This window comes from Paenibacillus paludis, from assembly GCF_042610515.1.
Lineage (GTDB): Bacteria > Bacillota > Bacilli > Paenibacillales > Paenibacillaceae > Paenibacillus_AQ.
Genome location: NZ_JBGJZP010000011.1, coordinates 42,470 through 67,797 on the forward strand (window position 1 = coordinate 42,470; position 25,328 = coordinate 67,797).

Sequence of the window (25,328 nt, forward strand, 5' to 3'; positions counted from 1 at the left end):
GGATGGCTGGATGGGAACAGCTTCAGGAGACGGTCCGGCTGGAACTGCTGCAGCGGATGGAAGAAGGCTGCCAGGCCGGCAGTCTGACAGACAAGCTTGCCGCCGCTGGAAGCGATGAAATGAAGCTTATGGAGGTATACCGCGAGCTGATGGAGCTCAAGGTAGGTGAGGATTTCCCGTACCGGGAGCCGTCGGGTCTTGCGGAAATCCGCAGCCTGCGCCCGGATGGACCGCGGAAGCTTGACGCCCGGTGGAGTCCTGCGGAGTGGAGGGACAAGTTCTACGGGGCTTGGCTGGGCAGAAGTGTCGGCTGTGCGCTGGGTAAGCCGCTGGAATATTGGGATTACCTGTATGGCAAAGACGGCCGGCCGGGCTGGCAGAATATTGAGCTGTGGTTCCAAGGTGCTGACGCGTGGCCGATTACCGGCTATACCCCGGAGCATTCACGGGCGGAGAAGGAATACGGTCTGGGCTTAAGCGGCTGGTCCTTTACCAGTACCCGGGAGACCATCCGGTACATGGAGAGTGACGACGATATCCGCTATACGGTCCTCGGTCTGATGCTGCTGGAGCAGAAGGGCTTGGACTGGGATTCGTGGGATGTTGGTAAGCTGTGGCATGGAAATCTGACGTATAGCCAGGTCTGCACAGCAGAGACCCAGGCTTACATGAATTTTGCCCGGGAAACTTCTCATATGCATGGAGAAAAGCCGGCGGATTGGCCGCAGCGGCAGGAACGTGTGCGCATGCATCTCAATCCGTACCGCGAATGGATCGGCGCCGCAATACGCGCTGATGGTTTGGCCTACGGGGCGGCCGGGTATCCGGAGCTCGCGGCGGAGCTGGGCTGGCGGGACGCCTCCTTCTCGCATGTGAAGAACGGAATCTATGGCGAGATGCTGAATGCCGCAATGATTTCTGCCGCCTTCGCCGAGCAGGATAACGAGCGCATCCTGGAGATCGGGCTCAGCGAGATCCCAAGCACAAGCCGTCTGGCCAGCGATGTGAAACGCGGAATCGATATTGGCCGGAAGGCCAAAAGCGAACGTGAGCTGGTGAGCACAATCTGGGATCAATTCAGTCATTATGATCCGGTGCACACCAATAATAATGCTGCGCTGGTCGCCGCCTCACTTGTCTATGGCGGCAATGATTTCGAGAAGGCCGTAGTCACCTCTGTGTACGGCGGGATGGATACGGATTGCAACGGTGCCACGGTCGGCTCGATTATGGGGGCGAAGCTTGGCGCGAAGGAGCTGCCGGCGAGCTGGACAGCACCGCTGAATGACACACTATATGCCGATCTGCCCGGCTTCCATCCGATAGCCATTTCGGAATGCGCCGAGCGGAGTTATCAGGTATTTCTGAAGATCCGCAAGGAGCTTGAGGCACAAGAACAGCAAGTTTGAGTGAAACATAGGGATGTTCCACAGCCTTGAAAAGAAGGCCGGGGAACATCCCTTTTTGTATCCGAAAGTTCTGCGGCTTCTGCGGGAGTACCTTGGGAAATTGCTGGAATTTACTGAAATGGGAAATTATCTTGGATAAAGTATTTATGTCCAGTACCTATTCCATAACTCAGTCTATCTGTGTTAGCATGATCTATAGTAATTTTGCTAACGTATCTCTCTATAAAAAAAGGATATGAAGGAGCGAGACTCATGCTGAAGGTCATGCTTGTTGACGATGAACCGTGGGTTCTTGAAGGTCTGAGAACGATGGTGAATTGGGAGAAGTTCGGTTTCGAGATATGCGGGGAAGCCTTGAACGGCACGGATGCGCTCAGGCTTATCCAGGAGCAGAAGCCGGATTTAGTATTAACGGATATCAATATGCCCGTATTCAATGGTCTCGAATTGATTGCCAAGCTAAATGTAAGTATGACCAAGCCACCAAAGTTTGTCATTCTAAGCGGTTATGATGATTTCCAGTATGCCCGGACCGCGCTCCGCCAGCGGGTCGATCAATACCTGCTGAAGCCGATCGACGACGAAGAAATCGAGTCCTTGCTGGGCAAGATGCAAACGATCATTCAAAATGAAATCGCTTCCAAAGTGGATCGTCAGAAAAAGCGGGCGTTTATCGTAAATAATCTGATCACTCGCCTGATTCAGGGTGAGCTTAGTGAAGAGCTGCGGGTTATGGCTGTCAACCTGCTGAACCTGCAGCCGGATACGGAGCTGGTATGCATTCTTATCGCCCCGCCTTATACCGCCGTCGATATCGACCAGCGCTTAAACGATTATTTCCCCTGGGAATCCACTTGTTTCTTTCAGGATGCGGCGGGCCGGTCGGGCATGATGATTCAGTCAGCTTCGATCAGCTGCGATAGTCTGGCGGAGAATGCCAGAAGGCTCCAGAAAGCACTTGCAGAACAGGTGCTTGAACCGGCAGCCATCATGATCAGTGACAGAATGAACGGGATAGAGTCCATGCGGAAAATTTATTCGCAGACGCTTGAAGTATGGAAGCTGAAGTATCACCGGGAGAAGGGCGGAGTCTTTTTTTATAGTGACCTCAAGAGAATGAGTGCAGGGGCGGAGCTTCAGAATGACAGTCTGGAGAAGCTGCTGGAGAAGGTCAAGGCTAACGATACGGCTGGAATTGAGCCCAGCATCAGGGAACTGTTCGCTTCTTTCGCAGAACAGCTGCTGACTGTTGAAGCGGTGCAGGCTCAGGTGGCTCACCTGGAGATGACGTTATGCCGGCTGCTGGCGGAGATGAACGGGGACCCGGCTATCCTTATGAATAAGCTACAGAAGGAATATGGAGAACTCGGCAGTCTCGGCGATTATTTTATGCTGGGCAAATATGCGGATGGACTATGCAGGCAGACAGCTGTCTATCTGGCAGAGCTGCACAGCGCCAATGAAGGGAATACGATTTTTAACGTTATCCAGTATGTCGATCTTGAATTCCGCAACAAGCTGCAGCTTCAGGAGCTGGCGAGACAATTCCACATGAATTCCGCTTATTTGGGACAGCTGTTCCGTAAAGAGACAGGCCGCAGCTTCAGCGAGTATTTGAATGAGAAACGCATTGAAGCCGCGAAAGGACTTCTTAAGCGGACGCAGCTGAAAATCTCCGATATTGCCCTTCAAGTTGGGTTCTCCAATACGGATTATTTTATAGATAAATTCAAGCTGATCGTGGGTGTTGTGCCCTCGGTCTATAAAAATGCCAAAAAGAATAAGCAGCTCTAAGAAAGCCGGGTGCATGAGGCATGAAAACCAAAAAAGTAAGAAGATTCGGAAATATCGTCAACGACATTCCCCTGAATTATAAGTTCATCCTCATTTACATCGTGGGTGTGCTGTTGCCGATTATGGTGATTAATCTGGTCTTTCTGGACCGTATCTCGGATTTGATCAAATCAAGGGAGCAGCAGAACCTGGAGATTTCTTTGGAGCGGGCGCGAAAGGACGTTCATGATTTTATCGAAGGTGGCGTAGCTGTCAGCTACACGCTGTCTGCGGATAAGAGTCTGTATGAAATGCTGGACCGGACGTATAAGGACTCGATTGATTTTTACAATACCTATGATGAGCAGCTGCGGGACCGGCTCAACAGCTATATGCCGGTGAATAATCAGATCGAGCGGATCAGTGTGTTCACCAATAATACATCGATTGTGTCCGGCGGCAACTATCAGATCATGAACCAGAAGGTCCGGAAAAGCGAATGGTACAAGCAGGCGAGTGCATCGGGCAACCGGGTTATTGTCACCGCTTACAGGACTAGCGAGAACGAGCTCCGCACCTCGTCCATTCCCACACTTAGTGTAGTTGAGCAGATGGACAATTACAGCTCACTGAATAAATTTGATAAGCTGCTGCGGATTGATCTGGATCTTAGTGAAATTTACGACATCATTGTCAGGGAAAAAGACTATCTGAGCCTATACCTGGTCAACGAGCAGAATCAGATCGTCATGTCAGCGGACGGCGGTTACCAGCGGGTGAAAGATGAGCCGTATCCGCTGTTCAAACAGCTCGATGACGGCCAGCAGGAGGACGTTCATGTTGTGGCTGTGGGCACAGCCAACTACCTCAAGGGCTGGAGAATTATCGGAATTACCCAGGGAGAGCGGCTTACCCAGGCCATTCTGGATATGCAGCTGTATGCGGCAGTTCTGGCGACAACAGTCACCCTGCTGACCTCCTGCTTTATCTACGTGATGTTAAGATCCTATAATTACCGCGTAAAACGGCTGTCCAGACATATGCAGAAGGTATCGAACGAAAAGTTTGAGCTGATCCGCATCGACGAGGGCCGGGATGAGATCGGCGGCCTGATCCATAATTTCAACCGGATGACCTCCAGGATCAATTCTTTGATTAATGATGTATATAAGCTGGAGATTCAGAGCAAGAATCTGGAGATGGAGCGGGTCAGGGCGGAACTCAATTTCCTGCAAAGCCAGATGAACCCGCATTTTCTGTTCAATACCTTAAATGCAATTCTTGTAGTCTGCACCAAAAATAACTACTCCGATGTGACAGATATTGTGAAGAGCTTGTCGAAGCTGCTGCGCAGGCTGCTCAGCTGGAAGGAGGATGTGGTGTCGGTGCAGGAGGAAATGTCGTTTATTGAGATGTATCTGAAGATTGAAAAGTTCAGGTTCAGGGATAAATTTGACTATCAGTTTGACATTGATGAGCAGGCGCTGCGGTACAAGATTCCGAAGCTGAGCATGCAGCCGCTTGTGGAGAATTCCTGCAAGCACGGCCTGCAGACCATAGAGGGGCTTGGCATTATTAGGGTGAAGGCAGCAGTTCAGGATAACCGCCTGCAGATCACGGTTTCGGATAACGGCAAAGGGATGGAGGCCGCGAAGCTGAAAGAGCTGCTGTCCGCGATCTCCACGGAGGACTCCTTTGGAGCGAACATCGGACTCCGCAACGTGTACCGCAGGTTGGAGCTGAATTATGCGGATCAGGTCCGCTTTGAGATTGTCAGTGCACCGAACCAGGGGACGGTAGTTGCCTTCGGTATCCCGCTTAAGCTGCTTGAACAAATTAGTCCGCCGGGAAATGAGGGGAACCCATGAAGTATAAGGTGCTGTTGATCGATGATGAACCGAGTGCCCTGGAGGGTATGCTGCTATGGATTGATTGGCAGGAGCTGGGGTTCGAGGTGTGCGGAACCAGCAGCAATGGCAGGGAAGGGCTGCAGCAGATGAAAGAGCTAGAGCCGGATCTGGTCATTACGGATGTGAATATGCCGCTGCTGAACGGGCTGGAGATGATTGCCGCCTGGCAGCGGGCGGGCCAAAGAGAGATTAAATTTGCCATATTGAGCGGCTACAGCGAGTTCGAATATGCCCAGACAGCTATCCGGTACGGCATTAACCATTATCTGCTCAAACCGGTATTTCCGGAAGAGGCGGCGGAGGAATTGCGGGAAATACACCAGGAGCTGAAGCAGGAGACCCGCAGCCGGATGATGAATCTGATCGCGACGTCGGAGGAGAGCAGCACTCTTATTAAGGAACTGCTGAACGAAAATCCGGTAGACAAGACCTATACTGCGCTGTATGCCAGGCTGTCGGAGGGTATCAGCTACTGGAACCTGTGCCTGATTCAAAGTGCGCTGGAAATGTACGCAGAGGTAAGAGAAAAGGCGGCATCCCTGCTGACCGGGAAAGCTGTGATGTATTTGATTGATCTGGATGCGGGAAGCTTCGGCATTGTGTATGGGAGTTCCCCGCATGCCGTGGAGGGCGACGGCATTCATGAGCTGACGCTTGCCTTGCGGGAGGCTTACCCTGGCCAGCCCTTATTTATTGCGGGTGGAGACCATGAAGAATCCTTGTGCTGTATAGCGAACTGTTACCGGACGGCCAAAGAAGCGCTTATGCATTACTTCTACCAGCCGGAGAATCCCGGATTGTTGGCCTATCGGGAGATCCGTGAACAGACATTCAGCTATCACTATGATCCTATCCGGCTGATCGATGCTTTGCTCAGCCCGGTCAATACATTGGATATTGCCGGTTACCGCCAGGCTGTGGATGAGGCAGCCCGCGGCTTTCGGGAGAAGCGGGTCGCCCCGGAGGTAGTGAAGAAGTTTGCAATTCATATTATGTACCGCATACAGGAGCTGACCCCTGAAGCTGGCGGAGAACACGGGGAGAATGCGGCCAAGGCCTTTAAGCTTCCTGAAATTCAGCATTCCATGATGAGTTTGAGCGGGCTAATGGACCACCTGCGGACCTTCGGCGAGAGCAGTATTGAACTGCTTCTGCAGGAGCAGGACAAGTGCTCGCACGGGATCGTGCGGGAGATCAATCAGTATATCCAGCAGCATTACCGTGAAAGTCTGAGTATTCAGAAGCTGGCAGAAGTCTTTTTCCTGCACCCGGTTTATCTGGGACAGCTGCTAATGAAGAAGAACGGAATCAACTTCAATGAGCAGCTTCATAACCTGCGGATCGCGGAGGCCACGGTGCTGCTGCGTGAGCATAAATTAAAGCTTTCAGAAATTGCCGAGCAGGTGGGCTATGCCAATTATGGACAGTTTCTGAAGCAATTTGAGAAGAAAATGCATATGGGACCGAATGAATACCGGAATGCAAAGTTCTAAACTTTTTGGGGATACACCTTTAATTCAGTCGTATTTTACAGGCATTATCACCTCTATAATTTATAAATGTAAGTGCTTACAAGATGCAGCGTCAAAAAATTATGGAGGTGCTTTATGGGGGGCAAGTCTAAAACAACGTTTAAGTTTTCCCTGATTATGCTGTTATCCCTGAGCTTTACCCTCGCCGGATGCGGCGGGTACAACAACACCAAGAACAACGCTAAAGCGGAAGAGATCGGTGGAGCACAAACTACGGCGGCTGCAACTACGGGCGACAAAGTCGAGCCGTTCAACATCAGCATCTTCCTCGGCGAAGCCGGACAGCAGCCGACGCCGGACAATAAGATTTACAAGAAAATCAAAGAAGAAACGGGTGCCAGCTTCAATTTTGAATTTTTGGCGGGCGACATCAACCAGAAGCTGGGTGTTATGATTGCCGGCCAGGATTACCCGGATATGATGACGGGCAATACGAAGCTGACGGCTGCAGGCGCCTACATTCCGCTTGAAGATTTGATTGAACAATACGCACCGAATTTGAAAGCGCATTACGCCGATTACTGGAACATGATGAAAGACCCGAATGACGGACATATTTATATCCTGCCAAATTACGGGGTGTACAACGGTAAGGTCAATAGTGCCTATTACTCGGGTCCTGCCTTCTGGATTCAAAAGGCAATTCTCAAGGAGTTCGGTTATCCAAAGGTCAAGACGCTTGATGAATATTTCGATCTGATCGAAAAATATAAGGAGAAATATCCAAAGATTGACGGAAGCCCGACCATCGGGTTCGAAATTCTTAACTCTGACTGGAGAAGCTGGGGTCTGTTCAATGCGCCGCAGCATCTGATCGGTCATCCGAACGATGGCGGTGTAGTTGTAAATGACGGCGTGGCCGAAATTTTTGCAGACAAAGATTATGCCAAGCAATACTACCAGAAACTGAACGAAGTCAACCAGAAGGGCCTGATTGACAAAGAGACCTTTGTTCAGAACTATGACCAGTATATGGCGAAGCTGTCCAGCGGTACGGTTCTGGGGATGTTTGACCAGCACTGGAACTTTGGCTCTGCCGAAGAATCGCTGACCACGCAGAATAAAATCGAGCGTACTTACGTAGGTCTTCCGCTTGTATACGATAAGGCTACTAAAGACTACTATCGCGATAGAGCGGCTTTGAACCTGAACAACGGCTTCGGTATCAGCATCAACGCTAAAGATCCGGTGAAGATTATCAAACTGCTGGATACACTGATCAGCGAAGACTGGCAGAAGACGTTTGCCTGGGGGATTGAAGGCGAGGATTACATCGTGAACGAGAAAGGCCGCTTCATGAGAACACAGGAGCAGCGCGATAAAGCTACAGATGCGACATGGCAGCTTGCCAACAAGGCCAAATCGCTGTACAGCTGGATGCCTAAAATCGAGGGCAGCTTCAACGACGGCAATGCCACCGGCGTATCCGAGCAGCCTGAAGAATATCAAGCCGGCTTAAAACCTTTTGACAAGGAGTTCCTGGATGCTTATGGCTTTAACAGCTATGTCGATTTCTTCAGCGAACCCCCTGCTAACCCTGTCTATTACCCGGCCTGGTCCATCGATTTGGTGGAAGGCTCGGATGCCAAAATCGCCAACACCAAGCTGAATGAATTGTCGACAAAGTTCCTGCCTAAAGCCATCCTTGCCAGCCCGGCAGAATTTGATTCCGTCTGGGGCGATTATGTCGGAGAGGTTAAGAAGGCCAATGTAAAGGCTTATGAAGACAAGATCAATGAACAGATAAAATGGAGAATTGATAACTGGAGTAAATAACGAAGCAAAGGTGGGGGGCCGGTTCCGGCCTTCCACCTGCTAAATTAAAATGATTGAGTGGGGAGACAACTACTATGGATGAGACCCTAGAAATAGATACCGTCGTCCGGCATCCCAAGAAAAAGAAGAAGAAGCGGCCCGTCACCTGGTCGTTGATCAAAAGCCAGAATCAGCTCATATGGATGTCTGTACCTCTAATGCTCTATATTATTCTTTTTGCCTATGTCCCCGTCTGGGGCTGGACAATGGCTTTCCAGAATTACAAGCCGGCCAAGTCCTTCAGCGAACAGGAATGGGTAGGATTGAAGCAATTCAAGTTTCTGTTTACCGATGATAATTTCCTCCGGGTGCTGCGCAATACATTGGCGATGGGGATTATCAATCTTGTGCTTGGTTTTGTTACGGCCATCGTACTCGCGCTGTTGCTGAATGAAATCAAGAAGGTGTTCTGGAAAAGAACCGTGCAGACGATTTCCTATCTGCCGCACTTTTTGTCCTGGATTATTGTTACCGGCATTGTGGCCACCTCGCTGTCCATCAATGACGGGATTGTCAACATCGTTCTGATGAAGCTGCATCTGATTAAAGAGCCGATTCTATGGCTCAGTGAAGGCAAGTATTTCTGGGGAATAGTAGGCGCCTCGCATGTATGGAAGGAAGTCGGCTGGAATACGATTATTTATCTCGCGGCCATTGCCTCCATTGATCCAGCACTTTATGAAGCCGCCGAAATTGACGGCGCGAACCGCTACAAGAAAATGATGTTTGTAACTTTGCCTGGTATTAAAGCAACGATCGTAATTCTGATGATTATGTCCATAGGGCATGTCCTGGAAGCGGGCTTTGAGGTTCAGTACCTGCTCGGCAACGGGCTTGTTGTGGACTGGGCGGAAACGATAGATATATTCGTGCTTAAATACGGGCTTGCCCAAGGGAATTATTCACTCGCGACTGCTGGCGGGATTTTCAAAACCGTCGTCAGCGTAACATTGCTGCTTATGGCTAACGGAATTTCTAAGCGGCTTGGGGAAGAGAGGCTGTTATAACCATGGATAACCGACAAATTAGCCCTCAGAAAAAAGCAGGCTTCACGATGAAAAAGAGCTTAGGCACCGGCAGGCTTGAACCGATTCTATTCACTTCGTTCAATACGGTCTTTATGATCTGCCTGGTGCTTGTGACATTATATCCGTTCCTTAATACCATTGCTGTTTCGTTCAACGCGGGCAATGATACGATCCGCGGCGGCATTTACTTATGGCCGAGAGTCTGGACTGTTCAGAACTACAAGGCGATCTTTGCCTCGGGGACGATTTATGACGCATTTCTGATATCAGTGTCGCGCACAGTGATTTCAACGATTCTAAACATTTTCCTGACGACCATGCTTGCCTACACATTAAGCCGGAGGGAATATGTTTTCCGCAAGCCGATTACTGTGATCTTTGTACTCACCATGTATTTCAGCGCCGGCTTGATTCCAGGGTATTTCCTGATCAAGGATCTGCACCTGCTGAACAGCTTCTGGGTATATATTCTCCCGTCCATGATTAGCGCATTTAATATGATCGTCATCCGTACGTACATCGGCACGATTCCGGAAAGTCTGCTGGAATCGGCGAGAATCGACGGTGCAGGGGATTTCAGAATTTTCATGAAGGTTGTTTTCCCTTTGTGCAAACCGGTGCTCGCTACCATTGCCCTGTTTGTGGCTGTCGGCGCGTGGAACTCCTGGTTTGATGCCTTTATCTATACCTCTTCCAGACAGAATCTTAGTACCCTGCAATATGAGCTGATGAAGCTGTTATCTTCAACGATGAATTCCAACAGCAATCCGAACGTTTCCGCCGGGGTAGGGATGGATCAGGAATCGGCCAGAGCGTTGGTGACGCCGTTGTCGATCCGGGCCGCTATTACCGTAGTGGCTTCGGTACCTATCTTGCTCGTCTATCCGTTCATGCAGAAATATTTTGTTGTGGGCCTGAATGTGGGCAGTGTGAAGGAATAACGCAATCATAGTTACTGATACAGAAAGGTTGTCTGCAGGCTATGAACCCGTCTTCAACACAATACTCGAACCCGGTTCTTCCGGGCTTCTATCCCGATCCGAGCATAACCCGGGCTGGGGAAGATTATTATCTGGTGTGCAGCTCCTTTGAATATTTTCCGGGAGTGCCGATTTTTCACAGCCGGGATCTGATTCACTGGAAACAGATCGGCCATGTGCTGGACCGGATCAGCCAATTGGATATCCGCGGCTGCGGCAGCTCCGACGGCATTTATGCACCGACGATCCGCTATCATGAAGGAACCTTCTACATGATTACAACGGATGTGCGGGGAAGAGGCAACTTTTACGTTACAGCAACCGATCCTGCGGGGCCCTGGTCAGATCCGATCAGTGTCCCGTTCGGGGGGATCGACCCTTCCTTGATGTTTGACGAGGATGGCAAAGTTTATGTGACCACTCAGCAGGGAGCTAATTATGATTCCCATGTCATCCAATATGAGATTAATATCACTACGGGAGAGGCGTTGACCGAACCGGTTGTGATCTGGACCGGCGACGGCGGGCCTTGGACGGAAGGGCCGCATTTATACAAGATAAACGGATTGTATTATATTATGGCTGCCTCAGGCGGGACGGCCAAGGAACACCGTGAGATTATCGGGCGCAGCAGTTCTCCGTACGGGCCGTTCGAGCGGCTGCCGCAGCCCATTCTGACACACAGAGGGATCGATCATCCGATTCAGTATTTGGGCCATGCCGATCTGATTGAGGGGCCGGACGGGAACTGGTGGGCTGTCTTTCTGGGTGTGAGGCTTGGAGAACACGGCTACGGGGTGCTCGGACGGGAGACATATCTTGCACCGGTGCACTGGAATGAAGACGGCTGGCCGATGATTGATAATAATGAAGGAACAGTTGAGCTGGAGATGAACGTGGCGCGTCCGTCAAAAGGTTCGCCGCAGCCTGTTGAATATAACGGGCGGCATGAATTTGCAGACAGCGTACTGCCGTATGCACTGACCTTTCTGCGCAATCCGGCAGAGGGCAGCTGGTCTTTGCAGGCACGTCCGGGCTGGCTGGCGCTTCGCGGACAGCCGGGAAGTCTGAACGAGATCGGCCAGGTGGCTTTCGCCGGCAGAAGGCAGCAGCATGTGGCTGCGGAATGGAGCACGCTGCTGGAGCTGGATAGCGGGGCGGACGGTGAAGAAGCCGGTCTATGCGCCCGTATGAATGAGCAGGCGCATTATGAAATAGGCCTGGCACAAAAAGACGGCCAAAGAGTGATATCCGCCTATTTGACGGTGAAAGGACATACACAGCTTGCGGGGGAGGTTCCTGCCCCAACCGGCAAAGCCTACCTGAAAATTGCAGCCGATGCTGCCGAATATTATCTTCTCTATTCCTTGGACGGTGAGAAATGGACCAAGCTGGCTTCGGGAGCTGCCTATGCCTTGTCGCCGCAGGCGGTAGAAGGCAACGGTTTTACCGGTGTCGTAATCGGCCTGTACGCTACAGGCCATGGCAAAACAGCGGAAGCGACGGCTTACTTCGACTGGTTTGATTACCGCTCATTATAGGCTAACAAAACTAACTTAAGTCTATGCTAACAAAACTTTTAGGAGGGCAACTCATGAGGGGCATTAACAGCTTTACCGAGCCTGCGCTGAAGGCGGTGTTCGCGGATGATTTCAAGATTGGAGCGGCGGTGAATCCACGGACGATAGTGTCGCAGGAACATTTGCTTGCCTATCATTTTAATAGCATTACCGCTGAGAACGAAATGAAATTTGAGAGCTTGCATCCGGCAGAGGATGTGTATGATTTCAGTGGGGCGGACAAGCTGGTTGCCTTTGCCCGGAAGCATCAGCTGGCGATGCGCGGCCATACCCTGGTCTGGCATAATCAGACTACCGACTGGCTGTTCCAGGACAAGGCGGGGAGTCCGGTAAGTAAGGAGACGCTGCTGGCCCGGTTGAAGTCGCATATTGATACGGTTGTCGGACGTTACAGAAATGATATTTACGCCTGGAGGAGTTTCGGTGCAGAATTCAACTAAGGAATTTCCCCCCAGTTGGGCGTTTTAGGGCCGCTGCACTGCTGTATTCAATTTTGCAATACTCTCCAAGTGCGGTAAGTCCCGTCAGCCCGAAACTGTGTATGCTATACTGTGGCTAAAGAGGTGGGTCGGCCATGGAAAGCTTTACGGGCAAAGGTGTCCGAGTGTTTGCGGAGAAAATAATCAGAGTGTTCGCCGTATTATCCGTATTCGCTGTGCTGCTTAAAGATTATGCCGCTGATCCCGGATCAGCGGTATTTTTGGCGTGTTTTGCTTTGCTGCTGCTAATCAATGATTATGCCAGAAGCAGATACTTATCCGTAGCGGGGACGCTGTGGTCTTTTTCTTTTGTGTTGAGCAATTTATGCGCTGGTTTTTTGCTGTGGAAAGTGTATTGTACCGGAACACAGCTTTATATCATTATTTTGCTTGTGGAGCTCATCGTGGGTACGCGGAAGGTACCTGTACCTCTTTTGCTGTTGCATATGGGGATTTTCAGCGCTTCTCTGGCAGCCGGTCATACCGCAATAAAATACATAATAACTTCCTATGCAATCATGTTCGCCATTGTCTACCTATTCAGGAATGCTATGATTGAGAAGGCCAGAACACAAGTGCTGAATCAGGAACTGGAGAAGGCTAATTTGGCGCTGAAACAGTATTCAGTAACGGTCAGAGAGCTGACGCTGAGCAAAGAAAGAACAAGGATTGCCCAGGAGCTGCACGATTCATTGGGGCATTATCTGACTGCATTAAATATGCATCTAGAATTCGCCCACAAAGCTGTAGACCTGGAAACGGACAAAATCAGGAGTGTTGTTGGCCAATCCTACCAGCTGTCAAGAGAATGTATGGTGCAGCTCAGACAGGCTGTGCTGCTGCTGAATGAGGAGCATCACGTACAGGAGCAGGAGCTTTCACTCCGGCGCCAGCTCCTTAACCTCTTCACCCATTTCCAAGCGGCCGGGCAAACCCGGTTTGAACTCAATATGGATGAGGACATAGAAGCTGTGAACTTCGAAATTAAAGACTGCATTTATAAAACGGTTCAGGAATCAATCACTAATGGAATCAAACATGGGAAAGCCACACTTTTCTCCCTGGCCATTCATAAAAATCCCCGGCAGATTTCATTGCTTATTGCCAACAACGGAACGGGATGCAGGGAGGTTATCAAGTCGAACGGAATTCAGGGGATCGAACAGCGGATTCACGCTTTGGGCGGTACCGTTCAATTTGATTCTAATCAGGATTCAGGTTTTAAAGTGCAGGCGAATATTCCTAAAATGGTTGATTTCTAGCATAGGCAAGGAGGAGCAGCAGTTATGGTGAGTATTATAATTGCAGACGATCAACTGATTGTCAGGGAAGGCTTGAAAATGGTTTTGAGCCTTCAAGCGGATGCAAAGGTAATCGGAGAGGCAGCAAATGGACAGGAACTACTCCGGCTGCTGGCCGATTACTCTCCTGACGTGATTTTGATGGATATCAAAATGCCGCTGATGAATGGGATTGAGGCGACCAAAGCTGTGAAAGAGGGGTATCCTGGGGTTAAAGTAATCATCCTTACTACTTTTAATGACAGGGAGTTTATCCTTGCCGGGCTTAAGCATGGAGCGGATGGATACATCCTTAAGGATTCGGCTTCAGAGGATATCATGGCGGCCATTCGATCGGCCTGCGAGGGTAACATTATGCTGAATCCGCAGATTACCCGGGAATTGGTGGACGCCCTTAACTCGGCGGGGACGATTCATAGTTTGCCAACGGAGAATAGAACTCCCACTGTCTCCCCCTGGCTCACGCCAAGAGAGCTTGAGGTGGCCAAGGGGATTATGGAGGGAAAAAGCAACAAAACCATCAGCAACGAGCTGTTTATTACAGAAGGCACGGTAAAAAACTATGTTTCCAGAATGCTTAACAAACTTGAATTAAACAACAGAACCGAATTGACCCTGTATTTGCAGAAGCTTAATATATAACTCCGCATGATCACCCGTTTTTCAGGAGAGAGGGGCTGTTTTGTCTCCTCCTGACCTTCCTTCCTCTAACCTATATGACTAAAGTAATACTGAAATTGCTTACTAAAGCAACCTCTTGATTGGGGACTTAAGTGAATATCCCTGTTCGAAGCGTGGCGATAAAATGATAACAGAGTAAGAGTTATCGCAAAGGGGACCACGCTGATGCTTGAACTGAACCATGTGACGAAGAAATATAAGGATTTTACGGCTGTAAAGGATATTTCGTTAAATGTGCAAAGCGGTGAAAGGTTCGGCTTGCTCGGACCGAATGGTGCAGGCAAATCAACAATGGTGTCGATGATAAGCACTGTGCTAAGGCCAACCGCAGGGACGATCACTGTCGATCACAAACCGCTCAGCGGAAAGCCCAGAGAGATCAAGAAAATAATGGGGATTGTACCGCAGGATTTGGCGTTGTACCAGGCGTTAAGCACGAAGGACAACCTGGAGTTCTTTGGCAGTCTATATGGACTTTACGGCAGCAGATTGAAGAGCAGAACCGAGGAAGTTCTGGACATCATTGGACTCAAAGAACGAAGAAACCAGGCGGTGTCTGAGCTGTCGGGAGGAATGAAACGCCGGGTCAATATCGGTGCCGCGTTGATGAATGATCCTAAATTGCTCGTACTAGATGAACCTACGGTAGGGATCGACCCCCAGTCCAGGCATCATATTCTGGAAACGGTAAAGAAATTAAACCAGGACAGAGGCATGACGGTTATCTATACCAGCCACTACATGGAAGAGGTGGAGTATCTGTGCAAGCGGCTTGCGATAATCGACCATGGTTCCCTTATTGCGCTGGGGAGCAAAGAGGAGCTCAAGCTGAACTTGAAGGCCTGCGATACGCTGACGGTGGATTATAGTGAAGGAAATGAAGCAGCATTGGGCCAGCTCGAGCAAATCTCCGGTGTCACCAAGGCAGCCGTGGAAGGCAAACATATTAGTATGCTTGTCTCTACCGGGGAGAGAAGTGTGATTGACATTGTTGATGATATTAGGAACCTGGGCATCCGGCTAACCGGATTCAAGTACGAAGAGATGAATCTTGAAAGCCTTTTTCTCCAAATTACAGGCAAAGCCTTAAGAGAGGAGTAGAAGGTGATGTCATGCGAAAACTGATCACATTATTTTTACTGGATTTCCGGTTGCTGACCAAAAATAAATGGTTCTATCTGAAGCTGATTTTGTTTCCTTCTCTACTGATTCTCATTCTGGGTACGGCATTCGGCGGATCAGACTCCAGTGTGAAGGCGTTTGACGTTGCTTTTTATAATGCGGATAAAAACGTTGCTGCTCAAGGGAGCCCGCTGGCCTTGGGGAAATCCTTAAAGAATGTTTTTATGCGGGAAGATCTGCGGAAAGTCATACATTTGCAGGAAGCGGCCAGCTATGACGAAGGCAAAAAAACAGTCGAAGACGGTCATGCCGCTGTTTTTATATATGTGCCGGATAACTTTACTTATGCTGCAATAAAGCAGGAGGCGGCGAACCTTGTTGTGATCGGAGAATCTGCCAAAACGCTCCAAACGGCAATCGTGAGGACTATACTGGAGCAGTTCTGTGAGCAGCTCAACCTGTTAAATGAAGAGAAGTCTGCGGTTCTCCAGTTCTCAAACGGCGGTAACGGCCTTCCGCAAGCCCAAATCGCGGAGCTTCAGAGCCATATATTCAATTTCAGCGGCCGTTCCCCGGATATCCCGACGGTTTCAACGCAAAAGGATGCGGTGCCGGTAGATGCGATACAGTATTACTCCATTGCCATGGTAGTTATGTTTTCGATTATGACGGCCTTTGTGCTGGTGCACAGTATCGTAGATGAGCGGCAAAACCATACTTTGTTCAGAATACGTTCAACGCCTGCTTGGGATGTGCAGTATGTTGTAGGCAAATTGAGCGGAATTATACTGGCGATTGTATTGCAAATGTCTTGCGTAATTCTCATCAGCTGGCTGGTGTTCGCAATGAGCTGGGGCCAGCCCCTTGAGCTTTTAATGGTAACGGTTGTGTATGCTTTTGCCATAGGAAGTCTTGTGCTGCTCTGGGGATTTATTGCCAAAGACCATACGACTGTGTCCAGCTTGGCTTCACCTGTGCTGTATATTTTCAGTTTTTTGGGCGGAAGTTTTGTCAGTAGAAGCGAATTGCCGGAAAGTCTGCGGACCGTTCAGAGGCTGCTCCCCAACGGAAAAGCAATTAATGCGTACCTCAGTATCAGCCAAAATAACGGACTTGCCGGATCGTATAAAGATTTGCTGGAGCTGATAGGGCTGGGAGTCATCTGTATTATCGTATGCATTAGTCAATACAGTGGGAGAAGGTGGAGTTTTCGTGCAATTTATCATCATGCTGAAACATCAGCTGAAACAGATATTTAGCAATCGAATAGCCGTTTTGGCGATGATGGGTCTTCCACTAATTCTAACGTATCTGTTCTCGTTCTCCACAGGCAGCATGCCGGATACTATATATGCTGCAGATGATGATCACAGCATCTACTCCAAGCAATTATTAGAGCTGATTAGTCAGCACAGCGGCTTGCGGGTGATTAATACGGATGTGAAGAGCATTAAGAATAAGGTGAACGCGCAGGATATTCCTTTTGGATTTGTGATCGGGCAGGATTTCAGCAGTATGTTGCTGTCAGGACAGGAGCTTCCCCTCAGCTTTGTGCAAAATGAGGAGAACGGCGAGGGGGCGCTGCTGAAAGAGATCATCGCCGGTGAAGCTGGCACAATTCGTAAAGTAGTCAATGACTCGGAGTATATGTCCGGCCATTTACAGCTGAATGCTGATTCTATGTCCAGATATTTATTTACAGCATTAAAAGGTGCTTCGAAACCGAGCATTAATGTGCAGACTCTGAACAGCGGTGAAGAGGGAGAGAACAAAACTGCTGCCGAAAGGTTTACAGGCTTTATGGCGATGTTCATTTGGTTTGTGGTCGTTCAGGGCTTAAGATCGCTGGTCGACGAAAAAGAAAACAAAACCGTAAACCGGCTATTGAGCACACCCGTCAGCTATATGAAATATCTGCTCTCAAAAATGGCTGCAGCGTTTTTATTTGGCATTATTTATATTTCAGTCATACTGCTCTCAGGAAAATATCTGCTGAGAATAAACATGATAAATCATAATCTGCCTGTTCTCGTTATGCTGCTTGTCATGTATTTATTTGCCTTAATCGGATTAACCATGCTAATCCTTCCATTTATGAAGAGCCAGAAACAGTTTACCTCCTCAGCTTCCATTATTGTCGCGGTTACCGGGATGCTGGGGGGTTCCTTCTTCTCCATGCAACTCGCTCCTAAGGTTATGAGGACTATCGGTAAATTCACACCCGAGGCATGGGTTATCCAAGTAACATCCGTTATGAATATCCGGGACGGTTCGATAGGTTCAGCAGTTATCGCCCTTGCCGGGATTGGATTCTTGGGACTGGCCGGAGCTTATGTATTTATGCGCAAAGAGCTTAGAGGATTAGAGGGATGATTATAATCATAACGGTGAGTGGGAAGTGATAATATTGGGCATTACAGAGCTTGCAGGAATCATCGAGCTGCTCGCAGGTCTCATCATCAATGTATGGATTGGAGCGTTTGGGAGAATCATCTTTAAAAAGGATGACAAAACCACCAGAGTTGTACTGAGAATCTTGGGTGTGTTCTTGCTGATTAACGGGATCTCAAGAGCCTTTCATGTCTGAAGTTCGCGTCCTCCTGACCGGGAGGATTTTTTGTTTGTTAATTTCTACTTCTGCGGGCATGTTTTTCTTCCATGCCGCTGATATATCATTTTGAGAAAAATGATGACACAGACGACAAAATACCTTATTATTTAAAGAGATTTTTAATGAAACAGATTTTAAATAATTATAGTACACTGTTTGAGGCGATAAAAGGCTATAGTATAGGCGTTCTGGAGAGGGGGGCTTACATATACTATCGCTGAGTGGGGTGAGTAAAAGCTTCAAGTTGAAGGAAGGCTGCTATCATGCTGTCCGGCAGGTATCGCTTGAGGTGAAGACAGGAGCTGTCCATGGCATCATCGGGGCAAGCGGGGCCGGCAAATCGACGCTGCTCCGGCTGATCAATCTGCTGGAGCGGCCGGATGAAGGGAATGTTACGGTTGACGGCAAGAGGCTTACCGGAATGGCGGAAAGGGCTCTGCGTGAGGAGAGGCAGAAGATCGGTATGATCTTCCAGCAGTTTAATCTGCTCGGCAATGCTACAGTCAGCCGGAATGTCGCCATTCCGCTGGAGCTGGCCGGTATGCCGCGGAGCGAACGGATGAAGCGGGTGGAGGAATGCCTGCAATTCGTCGGACTTGCGGACAAGGCGGAGCAGTATCCCGCCCAGCTCAGCGGCGGGCAGCGGCAGCGGGTAGCCATCGCCCGGGCGCTGGCGAACAGCCCGAAGCTGCTGCTCTGCGATGAGCCGACCTCGGCGCTTGATCCGGGAACAACGGCGGATATTCTTGCTGTGCTGAAAGAGATTAACAGCACACTCGGCGTCACGATTGTTATCGTCACCCATGAGCTGGATGTTGTCCGCAGCATCTGCAGTGATGTATCTGTGATGGAAGAGGGCAGAATCGTGGATTCCTTCTCCCGCGGAGAGATTGGTTTTACAGCGCCTGTCGGCTATACAGGTTCCTACCGTGAGCAAATTACCGGCAAAGCGGGGGAAGCCTATGTTTGAGGATATGCTGAAATACCAGGATCAAATGTGGCAATCAATAGGGGAAACCTTTGTAATGGTAGGCATTTCGGTAGGCGCAGCCGTACTGCTGGGGCTCCCGCTGGGGACGCTGCTTTATTTCTGCCGCAAAGGCCAGCTGTATGAGAATCAGCTGGTGTCTCTTATCCTCAACAGCATCGTTAACGTTGTCCGTTCGTTTCCGTTCCTGCTGCTTGTCGTGGCGCTGATTCCCGTCACCCGCTTCCTCGTGGGGTCGGCGATTGGTACGGTAGCGGCTACTGTGCCGTTGTCTATTGTTGCAATTGCCTATTACTCGCGGCTGGTAGAACAATCGCTGCTGGAGGTTCCGAAGGGGACGATTGAAGCGGCCTTATCTATGGGAGCTTCAAAGGTTTCGCTGATTTTCAAGTTTCTTTATGTGGAGGCCCGTTCTGGTCTGGTGCTTGGATTGACTGCTTCTACGATTAGCTTTATTTCGTTCTCAACTGTAATGGGCGTTGTCGGCGGGGGCGGAGTAGGCGATTTCGCCATCCGTTACGGGTACCAGCGCTTCGAGACGGAAGTGATGATCTATGCGATTGTCGTGATGATTGTGCTCGTGCAGGTGATTCAATTTACAGGCAGCACTGCGGCGAGACTGCTGGATAAACGCTGAGGAATTTGCAAGCATCTATGACCTTGAAATCAAAATATAAAGTTGGGGGTTAGTTATACTCATGAAAAAAACAATGCTATTCGCGCTTACACTGCTTGTGTTGATCGTTGCCGGTTGTGGAAATAACAAGGAGAATGCAGAGGCACCCGCTGCAGACAGCAAAGAGCCTGTAAAGATTAAAGTGGCTTCGCTGATCCCGCCGATGACGGATATTCTTGATATTGTGAAACCGCTGCTGCTGGAAGACGGTGTGGATATGGAGGTTGTGGTGCTATCCGACAATGTGCAGCCGAACGAAGCGCTGGCGAACAAAGAAGTGGATGCGAACTTCTTCCAGCATGTTCCCTACATGCAGCAGTTTAATGCCAGCAAAGGCTCCAAGCTGGTCGCTGTACAGCCTGTATATGATGCCATTTACGGCGGGTATTCCAAACGTTACAAGGCGATCAGCGAACTGCCGGAAGGTGCAACACTGGTAATGGCCAACGACCCGTCGAACATTGGACGTTCCCTGCAAATGTTCGCGGACGCTGGACTCATCAAGCTTAAGGAAGGCGTAGGCATTAAGGCTACACAGGCTGACATCACCGAAAATGCCAAGAACTACAAGTTCGAGGAAGTGGACCTGCTGATGCTGGCCCGGATGCTGGACGACGCCGATCTGGTAGCGATGACTCCGGCTTATGCCAGTCCGCTGGGCCTGACACCGAAGAAGGATGCACTGATTACAGAACGCGAAGATTCCGAATTCACCATCACCCTGGTAGCACGCGAAGACAACCAGGCTTCGGATGCCATTCAAAAGCTGGCGAAGCGCATCAGCGGACCTGAAGTGAAGAAATTCCTTGAAGATAACTATGCGGAGATTGCTTTGCCTGCGTTTTGAGGCAAGGTAGCCGCAGCAAGCTCTGCAGTGTTTTAATCCGGCCCAGCGACTATTGATATTAATGGTATGATGCCGACATGCAAAAGCAGCCTTCACCACTAACGGGAGAAGGCTGCTTTTTGTTATAGCTGTTTTGTCAATGTAACCGGGTGTTCCGGGCATCGCCAAGGTATTAGCTGCGTACATTTAAGGACGTAACCACCTCGTACTGCGCCGATTCAATCCAGCTCCCCGTAGTGAAATCCCGTCCCTTTATAAGGACTTTGTCGGTATAGACTTCCACATAATACCCTTGGCTGCCGGTCTTGTGTTCATCCGCATTCGTCCAGAGGTAAGCAACCGAAGCACTATTGAACATGGAAGCCGTCTCGCCGTTGCCGGGGTACATCGTGTTGTCGACTTCAAGCTCCCAATGCGTATGGCCTGTAAAAAGAAGTGTCTGAGGATATTTGGACAGGATGGAGCGCAGCTCCTTATCTTGAGTGACGCCATACCACTCTTGTGACTCCAAAGATCCGGCTACAGTGTCCTTTAGCGGCTGATGCAGGAAGAGAAAAACAGGCTGCTCAGGCTTCGAGTGTCCGTCCACCAGTTTTTCCCCAAGCTTACGGTCCAGCCATCGAAGCTGCTCGTCCGACAGTTTACAAAACGTTGGCAGACCTTCCTCTGTTCCCAGGAAAATAAAATGATACCCGCCGATCCAATGGTCATGATAGGGGCCGGGCATTTCCATGCGGGAAGTGTACATTGCCAGGCGGGATTCCCAGTGGCCAAGGCCCACATCATGGTTTCCCAAGGTGTAACGGATCTCCGGGAGTGCTGCCTGATGCAGCTGTAGAATACGGTGGACTTCCTCATATTCTTCCTGGAAGCCATGATCCGTAATGTCGCCAATATGCATAATCCCGCTGCTGCCCTGGGCATGGTGAGCCAGATCCTGCAGCGCCCGCTCGAAATTCAGATTATACTCATGGGATGGATCGGCAGTGACATGGGTATCGGTGATAATTTGGAAAGTAAGCAGCGGCTGTGGTCCGCCTGGTTCATTTGTACTCATTTGCGAGAGAGCCTCCTTGGATTGCATGGTATTAAACTGAATGCAAAGTATATGAATAGAACTTTGTTAATGCCCCTTGGCACTAATGTTCAAGCCCACAATTCCGGCCACAATCACAGTCACCCATAATAGGGAGGACAGTGTCAGCCGCTCCCCGAAATACACCGCCCCCACGACGGAGATCAGGATGATTCCTGCACCTGACCATACCGCATAAGCTACCCCGACCTTGATCGAGGTGAGCGCTACATTCAGCGAGGTGAAGCTGATCCCATAGAACAGGAACATCAGCACGGAGGGCCAGAGCCGGGTGAAACCGTGGGATATTTTCATAGAGATGGTTCCCGAGAGCTCGAACAGAATCGCCAGCGCGAGAAAAACCCAGGCCCACACCCCTTCGGCCCTCACCTTGTATTCCTTCCAATACTTAGTTCTGCATAGGACTGCACCAGAGAATCTGCATCCGGCAAAAGACCGCGCACTGATATATCCGCTGCGCCGGAAATCCCGACGGCTACAGCTGCCCCGGCGGCCTTAGCCATCCGCATATCGCCGTTCGTATCGCCAATCACGGCGGCCTTGGCAGGTTGTACCCCAAGCCGCTCACAGGCGAGCAGCGCCATGTCTGGGAACGGCTTGCCCCGCTCGACCTGATCCGTACCGATCACGGCAGAGAAATAATGTTGGATACCGAGCCAGCGGAGGTGATTTTCGGCCGCCGCTGTTTCATCGGCAGTCACTACGGCCAGAGCAATGCCCTTGGCTATGCAGTCGTCAAGGAACCGGAGCAGGCCGGGAAGCGGGAGCACCGGGCGGCTGCGCTCCAGCATTACATCTGCTTCCTGACGGCAGAGCTCTACCAGTTCCTTGGACTCGGCCCAGGATAAGCCTAGCAGGTAACCCTGCCAGGACAGAATGGCGTAAAGGTCGCTCATCGTCCCCATAGCCAAGGGACCATTCCGGTCATAGTCTGTAATTCTACCCTCAGCATCGTGAACGGTTCCCAGCAGGGAGGCCAGATACTGAACCGGGAATTCGAGGCCGCGTTGTTCCAGCTGCCGGGTGAACTGTCCCAGGAAACACTCGCCCCAGCTTCCCCAGAGGGAAACGAACTGCAGCAGTGTGCCGTCCTTGTCGAACAGAATCGCGGATATGGAATGTTCCCCTTGCGGAGTGATGAGCTCAGGCACGCTGCCGCCCCCTTAGATTTAATAATTCACGTCCTATTTCTCGCTGAAACGGATAGCCTCCTTTTAAGGACGGCGAAGCCGTTTCCACTTGATACGATATACCGCTTATTTTACTTTATCAAGTGCAGCCTGGGCAGTTTGCTGCGCTTCCTTCAGGGCCTCAGCCGCAGGGATATTTTCAATCTGCACCTTGTCCGCAGCAATGGTCAGCGCATCATTGATTTTGCCGCCGGTAGGATCCTGGAAGGGGGCGGAGGCGTGGGACGCCTGCATTAACGGGATTTTGATCTGCGGATTGGTCTCGCTGAAGGAGACGAATGCCGGATCTTCAAGCGCAGACTGGCGGACGGAAATATATCCGGTGTTGATTGACCAGAAGGCGGTATTCTCGGAGTTCGTGAAGTAGGTCAGCCATTTCATCGCTGCCAGCTTCTCGTCATCCCCGGCTTTGGCAGGAATACCGGCCATGATCGCTTGTGCCACAGGCTTGCCTTCGCCAACTCCGGCCCAGCCCGGCTGCTCCATTGCGGAGACGATGCTGAAATCCAGATCACCCTGATCTCCGCTGGAGCCAATATAGCCCGCCGCTTGGCCTTTCATCACATCGTCAATGGTCTTGTACCAGTACTCCCAGCCTTGTCCGCCGGAGTGGATGCGCATGGTCTTGTCCTCGTGAATCCATTTGCGGAACAGATCCCAGGTTTCAATCCACTCCGAAGAGTCGATCGTTACTTTGGTGCCATCCTCGCTAAGAACGCTGCCGCCCTTGCTGAGCACGGCATCAATCATGTTGCCGGAGCCCCACATCGGCTCCCATCCGAAGAAGGTTGTTTTGCCGCCGTCTTTAACGGCCATTTTCCCAGCGGCTGCCGCCAGGTCTTCCCAGGTCTTCAGCTGGCTGGCATCGATGCCGCTTTTCTCAAAAGCATCCTTGCGGTAATACATAATCTGTGTCGTTCCGTACATCGGAAGGAAATACTGCTTGCCGTCAACCTGGCCCTGGTTCAGAAAGGTCTGGACAAAATCCTCTTTATTAAAATCCGGCTGCTGGGTGATCAGCTCATCCATCGGAGAGAAATATCCCTTACGCGCCCAGTCCATATTGGAGGAGAGCACGGCTGCAGGAACCTGTCCGGTAGCAATGGCCGCCTGAAGCTTCTGTTCGGTTTCGCTGTAGTCTGCCTGCACGATGCCTTTGACGATGACCTCCTGCTGCGAGGCGTTGAACTTTTGGATGAGTGATTCCATATTCTCGCCAAGCTTGCCGCCAAGTCCATACCAGAATTCAATGGTTACCGGTTCGCTTTGGGCTGGAGGGGCGTCTGCCGCTGGAGCTGCGGAGGCACCGCCTCCCGCCGTAACGTTGTCCGAAGCGGAATTTCCGCCGCAAGCCGTGAGCACTGTGAATCCGGCAATCATAGATACCGCCGACAACCTTTTTAATACGTTCATCATCATTCTCCTCTTTGTTCAAAAATGTAAGATTCAGCCTTTACTGGAGCCTGCCGTCATATTGACACTTTGCATGATCGTTTTCTGCGCCAGCAGGAAGACAAGCAGCAGCGGGGCGATGGTGAAGGCGCTGGCGGCCATGATCAGCGGCCATTGTAATCCGTATGCACCCCCTTCCACGAAAAAGCTGCGCAGGCCAGCCGAGACTAACTGCAGGTCAGGGTCTTTGGTAATCAGCATCGGCCAGAAATAATTGTTGTACTGATCAATGAAGGTAATCAGCGCCAGCACGGCAAAGGATGACCTCGTAACCGGTACCAGCACCGTCCACAGAATCCGCATATGCGAGGCGCCGTCCACTTCACCGGCCTCCACCAGCTCATGCGATACCTGCAGGAACGCTTGCCGGATCAGAAAGATCGCGAAGATGCTTACAGAGTTGGAGAGAATCAGGCCGCCGTAGGAATTCAGCAGGTGCAGCTCGGACAGCACAAGATAGCCGGGCAGGTAGACCGCTGTAGCCGGAACCATATAACCGAACAGGATCACTCCGGCAAAAAGCCCCTTCAGGCGGAATTTCATATGCGTCAGCGCATAGGCCATCATGCCGGAATTGATGATCTGCAGAATGACGATGGAAGTGGCGACGAAAATGCTGTTGCCCATGTATCTTGCAAACGGGGCCTCATTCCAGGCAGCGGCAAAATTTCCCCAGAGCGGCACTTCAGGCCAGAGTGTAGGCGGGGAACGCCAGATTTCATCATTGGTTTTCAGCGCGCTGGTGACCATCCAGTAGAACGGGAAAGCCATCAGCAGGGCAAGCGTGGCAAAAAAAAGATGACGGGCCGGTCCGCCCAGCCGTGTGAATATACGCAAGCGGTGAGACCTCCTCTTGGA

The 25,328-nt window shown here is 50.5% G+C and carries 22 protein-coding genes and 1 pseudogene; 18 read left to right on the forward strand and 5 right to left on the reverse strand.

Going from position 1 to position 25,328, the window contains the following annotated elements:
- The first annotated feature begins 2 nt into the window (after positions 1–2).
- From ACAN56_RS20975 to ACAN56_RS21060, 18 genes and pseudogenes are all read left to right on the forward strand, one after another.
- The gene (locus ACAN56_RS20975; protein WP_379145582.1) at positions 3–1,409 is read left to right on the forward strand and encodes an ADP-ribosylglycohydrolase family protein; all 1,407 of its coding nucleotides are present in this window, start codon (positions 3–5) and stop codon (positions 1,407–1,409) included.
- Positions 1,410–1,661: 252 nt separating this feature from the next.
- Positions 1,662–3,203, forward strand: coding sequence for a response regulator (locus ACAN56_RS20980; protein ID WP_379145584.1), 1,542 nt, complete (start codon positions 1,662–1,664; stop codon positions 3,201–3,203).
- Positions 3,204–3,223: 20 nt separating this feature from the next.
- Positions 3,224–5,050: a cache domain-containing sensor histidine kinase gene (locus tag ACAN56_RS20985; protein ID WP_038596435.1), complete on the forward strand. Its 1,827-nt coding sequence runs from the start codon at positions 3,224–3,226 to the stop codon at positions 5,048–5,050.
- Positions 5,047–6,585, forward strand: a complete 1,539-nt coding sequence (locus ACAN56_RS20990; RefSeq protein ID WP_379145588.1) for a response regulator transcription factor — start codon at positions 5,047–5,049, stop codon at positions 6,583–6,585. Before ACAN56_RS20985 ends, ACAN56_RS20990 begins: the two co-directional genes overlap by 4 nt.
- Positions 6,586–6,699: 114 nt before the next feature.
- Positions 6,700–8,400 (forward strand): extracellular solute-binding protein, encoded by a 1,701-nt coding sequence (locus ACAN56_RS20995; RefSeq protein WP_379145590.1) that lies wholly within the window; start codon positions 6,700–6,702, stop codon positions 8,398–8,400.
- Positions 8,401–8,474: 74 nt separating this feature from the next.
- Positions 8,475–9,446 (forward strand): ABC transporter permease, encoded by a 972-nt coding sequence (locus ACAN56_RS21000; RefSeq protein ID WP_038596429.1) that lies wholly within the window; start codon positions 8,475–8,477, stop codon positions 9,444–9,446.
- Between the two features lie 2 nt (positions 9,447–9,448).
- Positions 9,449–10,408: a carbohydrate ABC transporter permease gene (locus tag ACAN56_RS21005; protein ID WP_379145593.1), complete on the forward strand. Its 960-nt coding sequence runs from the start codon at positions 9,449–9,451 to the stop codon at positions 10,406–10,408.
- Positions 10,409–10,449: 41 nt separating this feature from the next.
- Positions 10,450–11,988 carry a glycoside hydrolase family 43 protein gene (locus tag ACAN56_RS21010; protein ID WP_379145595.1) on the forward strand — a complete coding sequence of 513 codons (1,539 nt, stop codon included), beginning with the start codon at positions 10,450–10,452 and terminating at the stop codon, positions 11,986–11,988.
- Between the two features lie 53 nt (positions 11,989–12,041).
- Positions 12,042–12,440: pseudogene (locus ACAN56_RS21015) on the forward strand (endo-1,4-beta-xylanase); the annotation flags it as partial.
- Positions 12,441–12,601: 161 nt separating this feature from the next.
- Entirely contained in the window at positions 12,602–13,768 is a 1,167-nt protein-coding gene (locus ACAN56_RS21020; RefSeq protein WP_379145597.1) for a sensor histidine kinase, read from the forward strand.
- Between the two features lie 27 nt (positions 13,769–13,795).
- Complete coding sequence (locus ACAN56_RS21025; protein WP_081966265.1) at positions 13,796–14,449, forward strand: response regulator transcription factor; 654 nt, start codon at positions 13,796–13,798, stop codon at positions 14,447–14,449.
- 204 nt (positions 14,450–14,653) lie between these two features.
- On the forward strand, positions 14,654–15,589 hold the full coding sequence (locus ACAN56_RS21030; protein ID WP_038596421.1) for an ABC transporter ATP-binding protein: 936 nt from the start codon (positions 14,654–14,656) through the stop codon (positions 15,587–15,589).
- Positions 15,590–15,600: 11 nt separating this feature from the next.
- Positions 15,601–16,869 (forward strand): ABC transporter permease, encoded by a 1,269-nt coding sequence (locus ACAN56_RS21035; protein WP_379145601.1) that lies wholly within the window; start codon positions 15,601–15,603, stop codon positions 16,867–16,869.
- Positions 16,823–17,983: an ABC transporter permease gene (locus ACAN56_RS21040; protein WP_379145603.1), complete on the forward strand. Its 1,161-nt coding sequence runs from the start codon at positions 16,823–16,825 to the stop codon at positions 17,981–17,983. The genes ACAN56_RS21035 and ACAN56_RS21040 overlap by 47 nt, the downstream gene beginning before the upstream one ends.
- 34 nt (positions 17,984–18,017) lie before the next feature.
- Entirely contained in the window at positions 18,018–18,197 is a 180-nt protein-coding gene (locus ACAN56_RS21045) for a hypothetical protein (protein WP_379145705.1), read from the forward strand.
- A gap of 232 nt (positions 18,198–18,429) precedes the next feature.
- On the forward strand, positions 18,430–19,191 hold the full coding sequence (locus ACAN56_RS21050) for a methionine ABC transporter ATP-binding protein (protein WP_379145700.1): 762 nt from the start codon (positions 18,430–18,432) through the stop codon (positions 19,189–19,191).
- A complete protein-coding gene (locus ACAN56_RS21055) occupies positions 19,184–19,846 on the forward strand; it encodes a methionine ABC transporter permease (RefSeq protein ID WP_379145606.1) in 663 nt (220 codons plus the stop codon). The genes ACAN56_RS21050 and ACAN56_RS21055 overlap by 8 nt, the downstream gene beginning before the upstream one ends.
- A 61-nt stretch (positions 19,847–19,907) precedes the next feature.
- On the forward strand, positions 19,908–20,732 hold the full coding sequence (locus ACAN56_RS21060) for a MetQ/NlpA family ABC transporter substrate-binding protein (RefSeq protein ID WP_038596411.1): 825 nt from the start codon (positions 19,908–19,910) through the stop codon (positions 20,730–20,732).
- Between the two features lie 172 nt (positions 20,733–20,904).
- Here ACAN56_RS21060 and ACAN56_RS21065 read toward each other — a convergent pair whose 3' ends face one another.
- From ACAN56_RS21065 to ACAN56_RS21085, 5 genes are all read right to left on the reverse strand, one after another.
- On the reverse strand, positions 20,905–21,789 hold the full coding sequence (locus tag ACAN56_RS21065; protein ID WP_038596409.1) for a metallophosphoesterase family protein: 885 nt from the start codon (positions 21,787–21,789) through the stop codon (positions 20,905–20,907).
- Between the two features lie 66 nt (positions 21,790–21,855).
- On the reverse strand, positions 21,856–22,197 hold the full coding sequence (locus ACAN56_RS21070; RefSeq protein ID WP_076112573.1) for a DMT family transporter: 342 nt from the start codon (positions 22,195–22,197) through the stop codon (positions 21,856–21,858).
- The gene (locus tag ACAN56_RS21075) at positions 22,194–22,979 is read right to left on the reverse strand and encodes an HAD family hydrolase (RefSeq protein WP_379145610.1); all 786 of its coding nucleotides are present in this window, start codon (positions 22,977–22,979) and stop codon (positions 22,194–22,196) included. The genes ACAN56_RS21070 and ACAN56_RS21075 overlap by 4 nt, the downstream gene beginning before the upstream one ends.
- A gap of 105 nt (positions 22,980–23,084) precedes the next feature.
- Entirely contained in the window at positions 23,085–24,431 is a 1,347-nt protein-coding gene (locus ACAN56_RS21080) for an ABC transporter substrate-binding protein (RefSeq protein WP_379145612.1), read from the reverse strand.
- Positions 24,432–24,464: 33 nt separating this feature from the next.
- Positions 24,465–25,307 carry a carbohydrate ABC transporter permease gene (locus ACAN56_RS21085; protein WP_052092313.1) on the reverse strand — a complete coding sequence of 281 codons (843 nt, stop codon included), beginning with the start codon at positions 25,305–25,307 and terminating at the stop codon, positions 24,465–24,467.
- Positions 25,308–25,328: the final 21 nt, after the last annotated feature.

Excerpts from the sequence above, each read along its gene's own strand:
- ACAN56_RS21035 (WP_379145601.1), top strand. The coding sequence starts at position 15,601 with ATGCGAAAACTGATCACATTATTTTTACTGGATTTCCGGTTGCTGACC.
- ACAN56_RS20995 (WP_379145590.1), top strand. The coding sequence starts at position 6,700 with ATGGGGGGCAAGTCTAAAACAACGTTTAAGTTTTCCCTGATTATGCTG.
- ACAN56_RS21020 (WP_379145597.1), top strand. The coding sequence starts at position 12,602 with ATGGAAAGCTTTACGGGCAAAGGTGTCCGAGTGTTTGCGGAGAAAATA.
- ACAN56_RS20975 (WP_379145582.1), top strand. The coding sequence starts at position 3 with ATGGCTGGATGGGAACAGCTTCAGGAGACGGTCCGGCTGGAACTGCTG.
- ACAN56_RS21010 (WP_379145595.1), top strand. The coding sequence starts at position 10,450 with ATGAACCCGTCTTCAACACAATACTCGAACCCGGTTCTTCCGGGCTTC.
- ACAN56_RS21055 (WP_379145606.1), top strand. The coding sequence starts at position 19,184 with ATGTTTGAGGATATGCTGAAATACCAGGATCAAATGTGGCAATCAATA.
- ACAN56_RS21060 (WP_038596411.1), top strand. The coding sequence starts at position 19,908 with ATGAAAAAAACAATGCTATTCGCGCTTACACTGCTTGTGTTGATCGTT.
- ACAN56_RS20985 (WP_038596435.1), top strand. The coding sequence starts at position 3,224 with ATGAAAACCAAAAAAGTAAGAAGATTCGGAAATATCGTCAACGACATT.
- ACAN56_RS21005 (WP_379145593.1), top strand. The coding sequence starts at position 9,449 with ATGGATAACCGACAAATTAGCCCTCAGAAAAAAGCAGGCTTCACGATG.
- ACAN56_RS21080 (WP_379145612.1), bottom strand. The coding sequence starts at position 24,431 with ATGAACGTATTAAAAAGGTTGTCGGCGGTATCTATGATTGCCGGATTC.
- ACAN56_RS21030 (WP_038596421.1), top strand. The coding sequence starts at position 14,654 with ATGCTTGAACTGAACCATGTGACGAAGAAATATAAGGATTTTACGGCT.
- ACAN56_RS20990 (WP_379145588.1), top strand. The coding sequence starts at position 5,047 with ATGAAGTATAAGGTGCTGTTGATCGATGATGAACCGAGTGCCCTGGAG.
- ACAN56_RS21000 (WP_038596429.1), top strand. The coding sequence starts at position 8,475 with ATGGATGAGACCCTAGAAATAGATACCGTCGTCCGGCATCCCAAGAAA.
- ACAN56_RS21065 (WP_038596409.1), bottom strand. The coding sequence starts at position 21,789 with ATGAGTACAAATGAACCAGGCGGACCACAGCCGCTGCTTACTTTCCAA.
- ACAN56_RS20980 (WP_379145584.1), top strand. The coding sequence starts at position 1,662 with ATGCTGAAGGTCATGCTTGTTGACGATGAACCGTGGGTTCTTGAAGGT.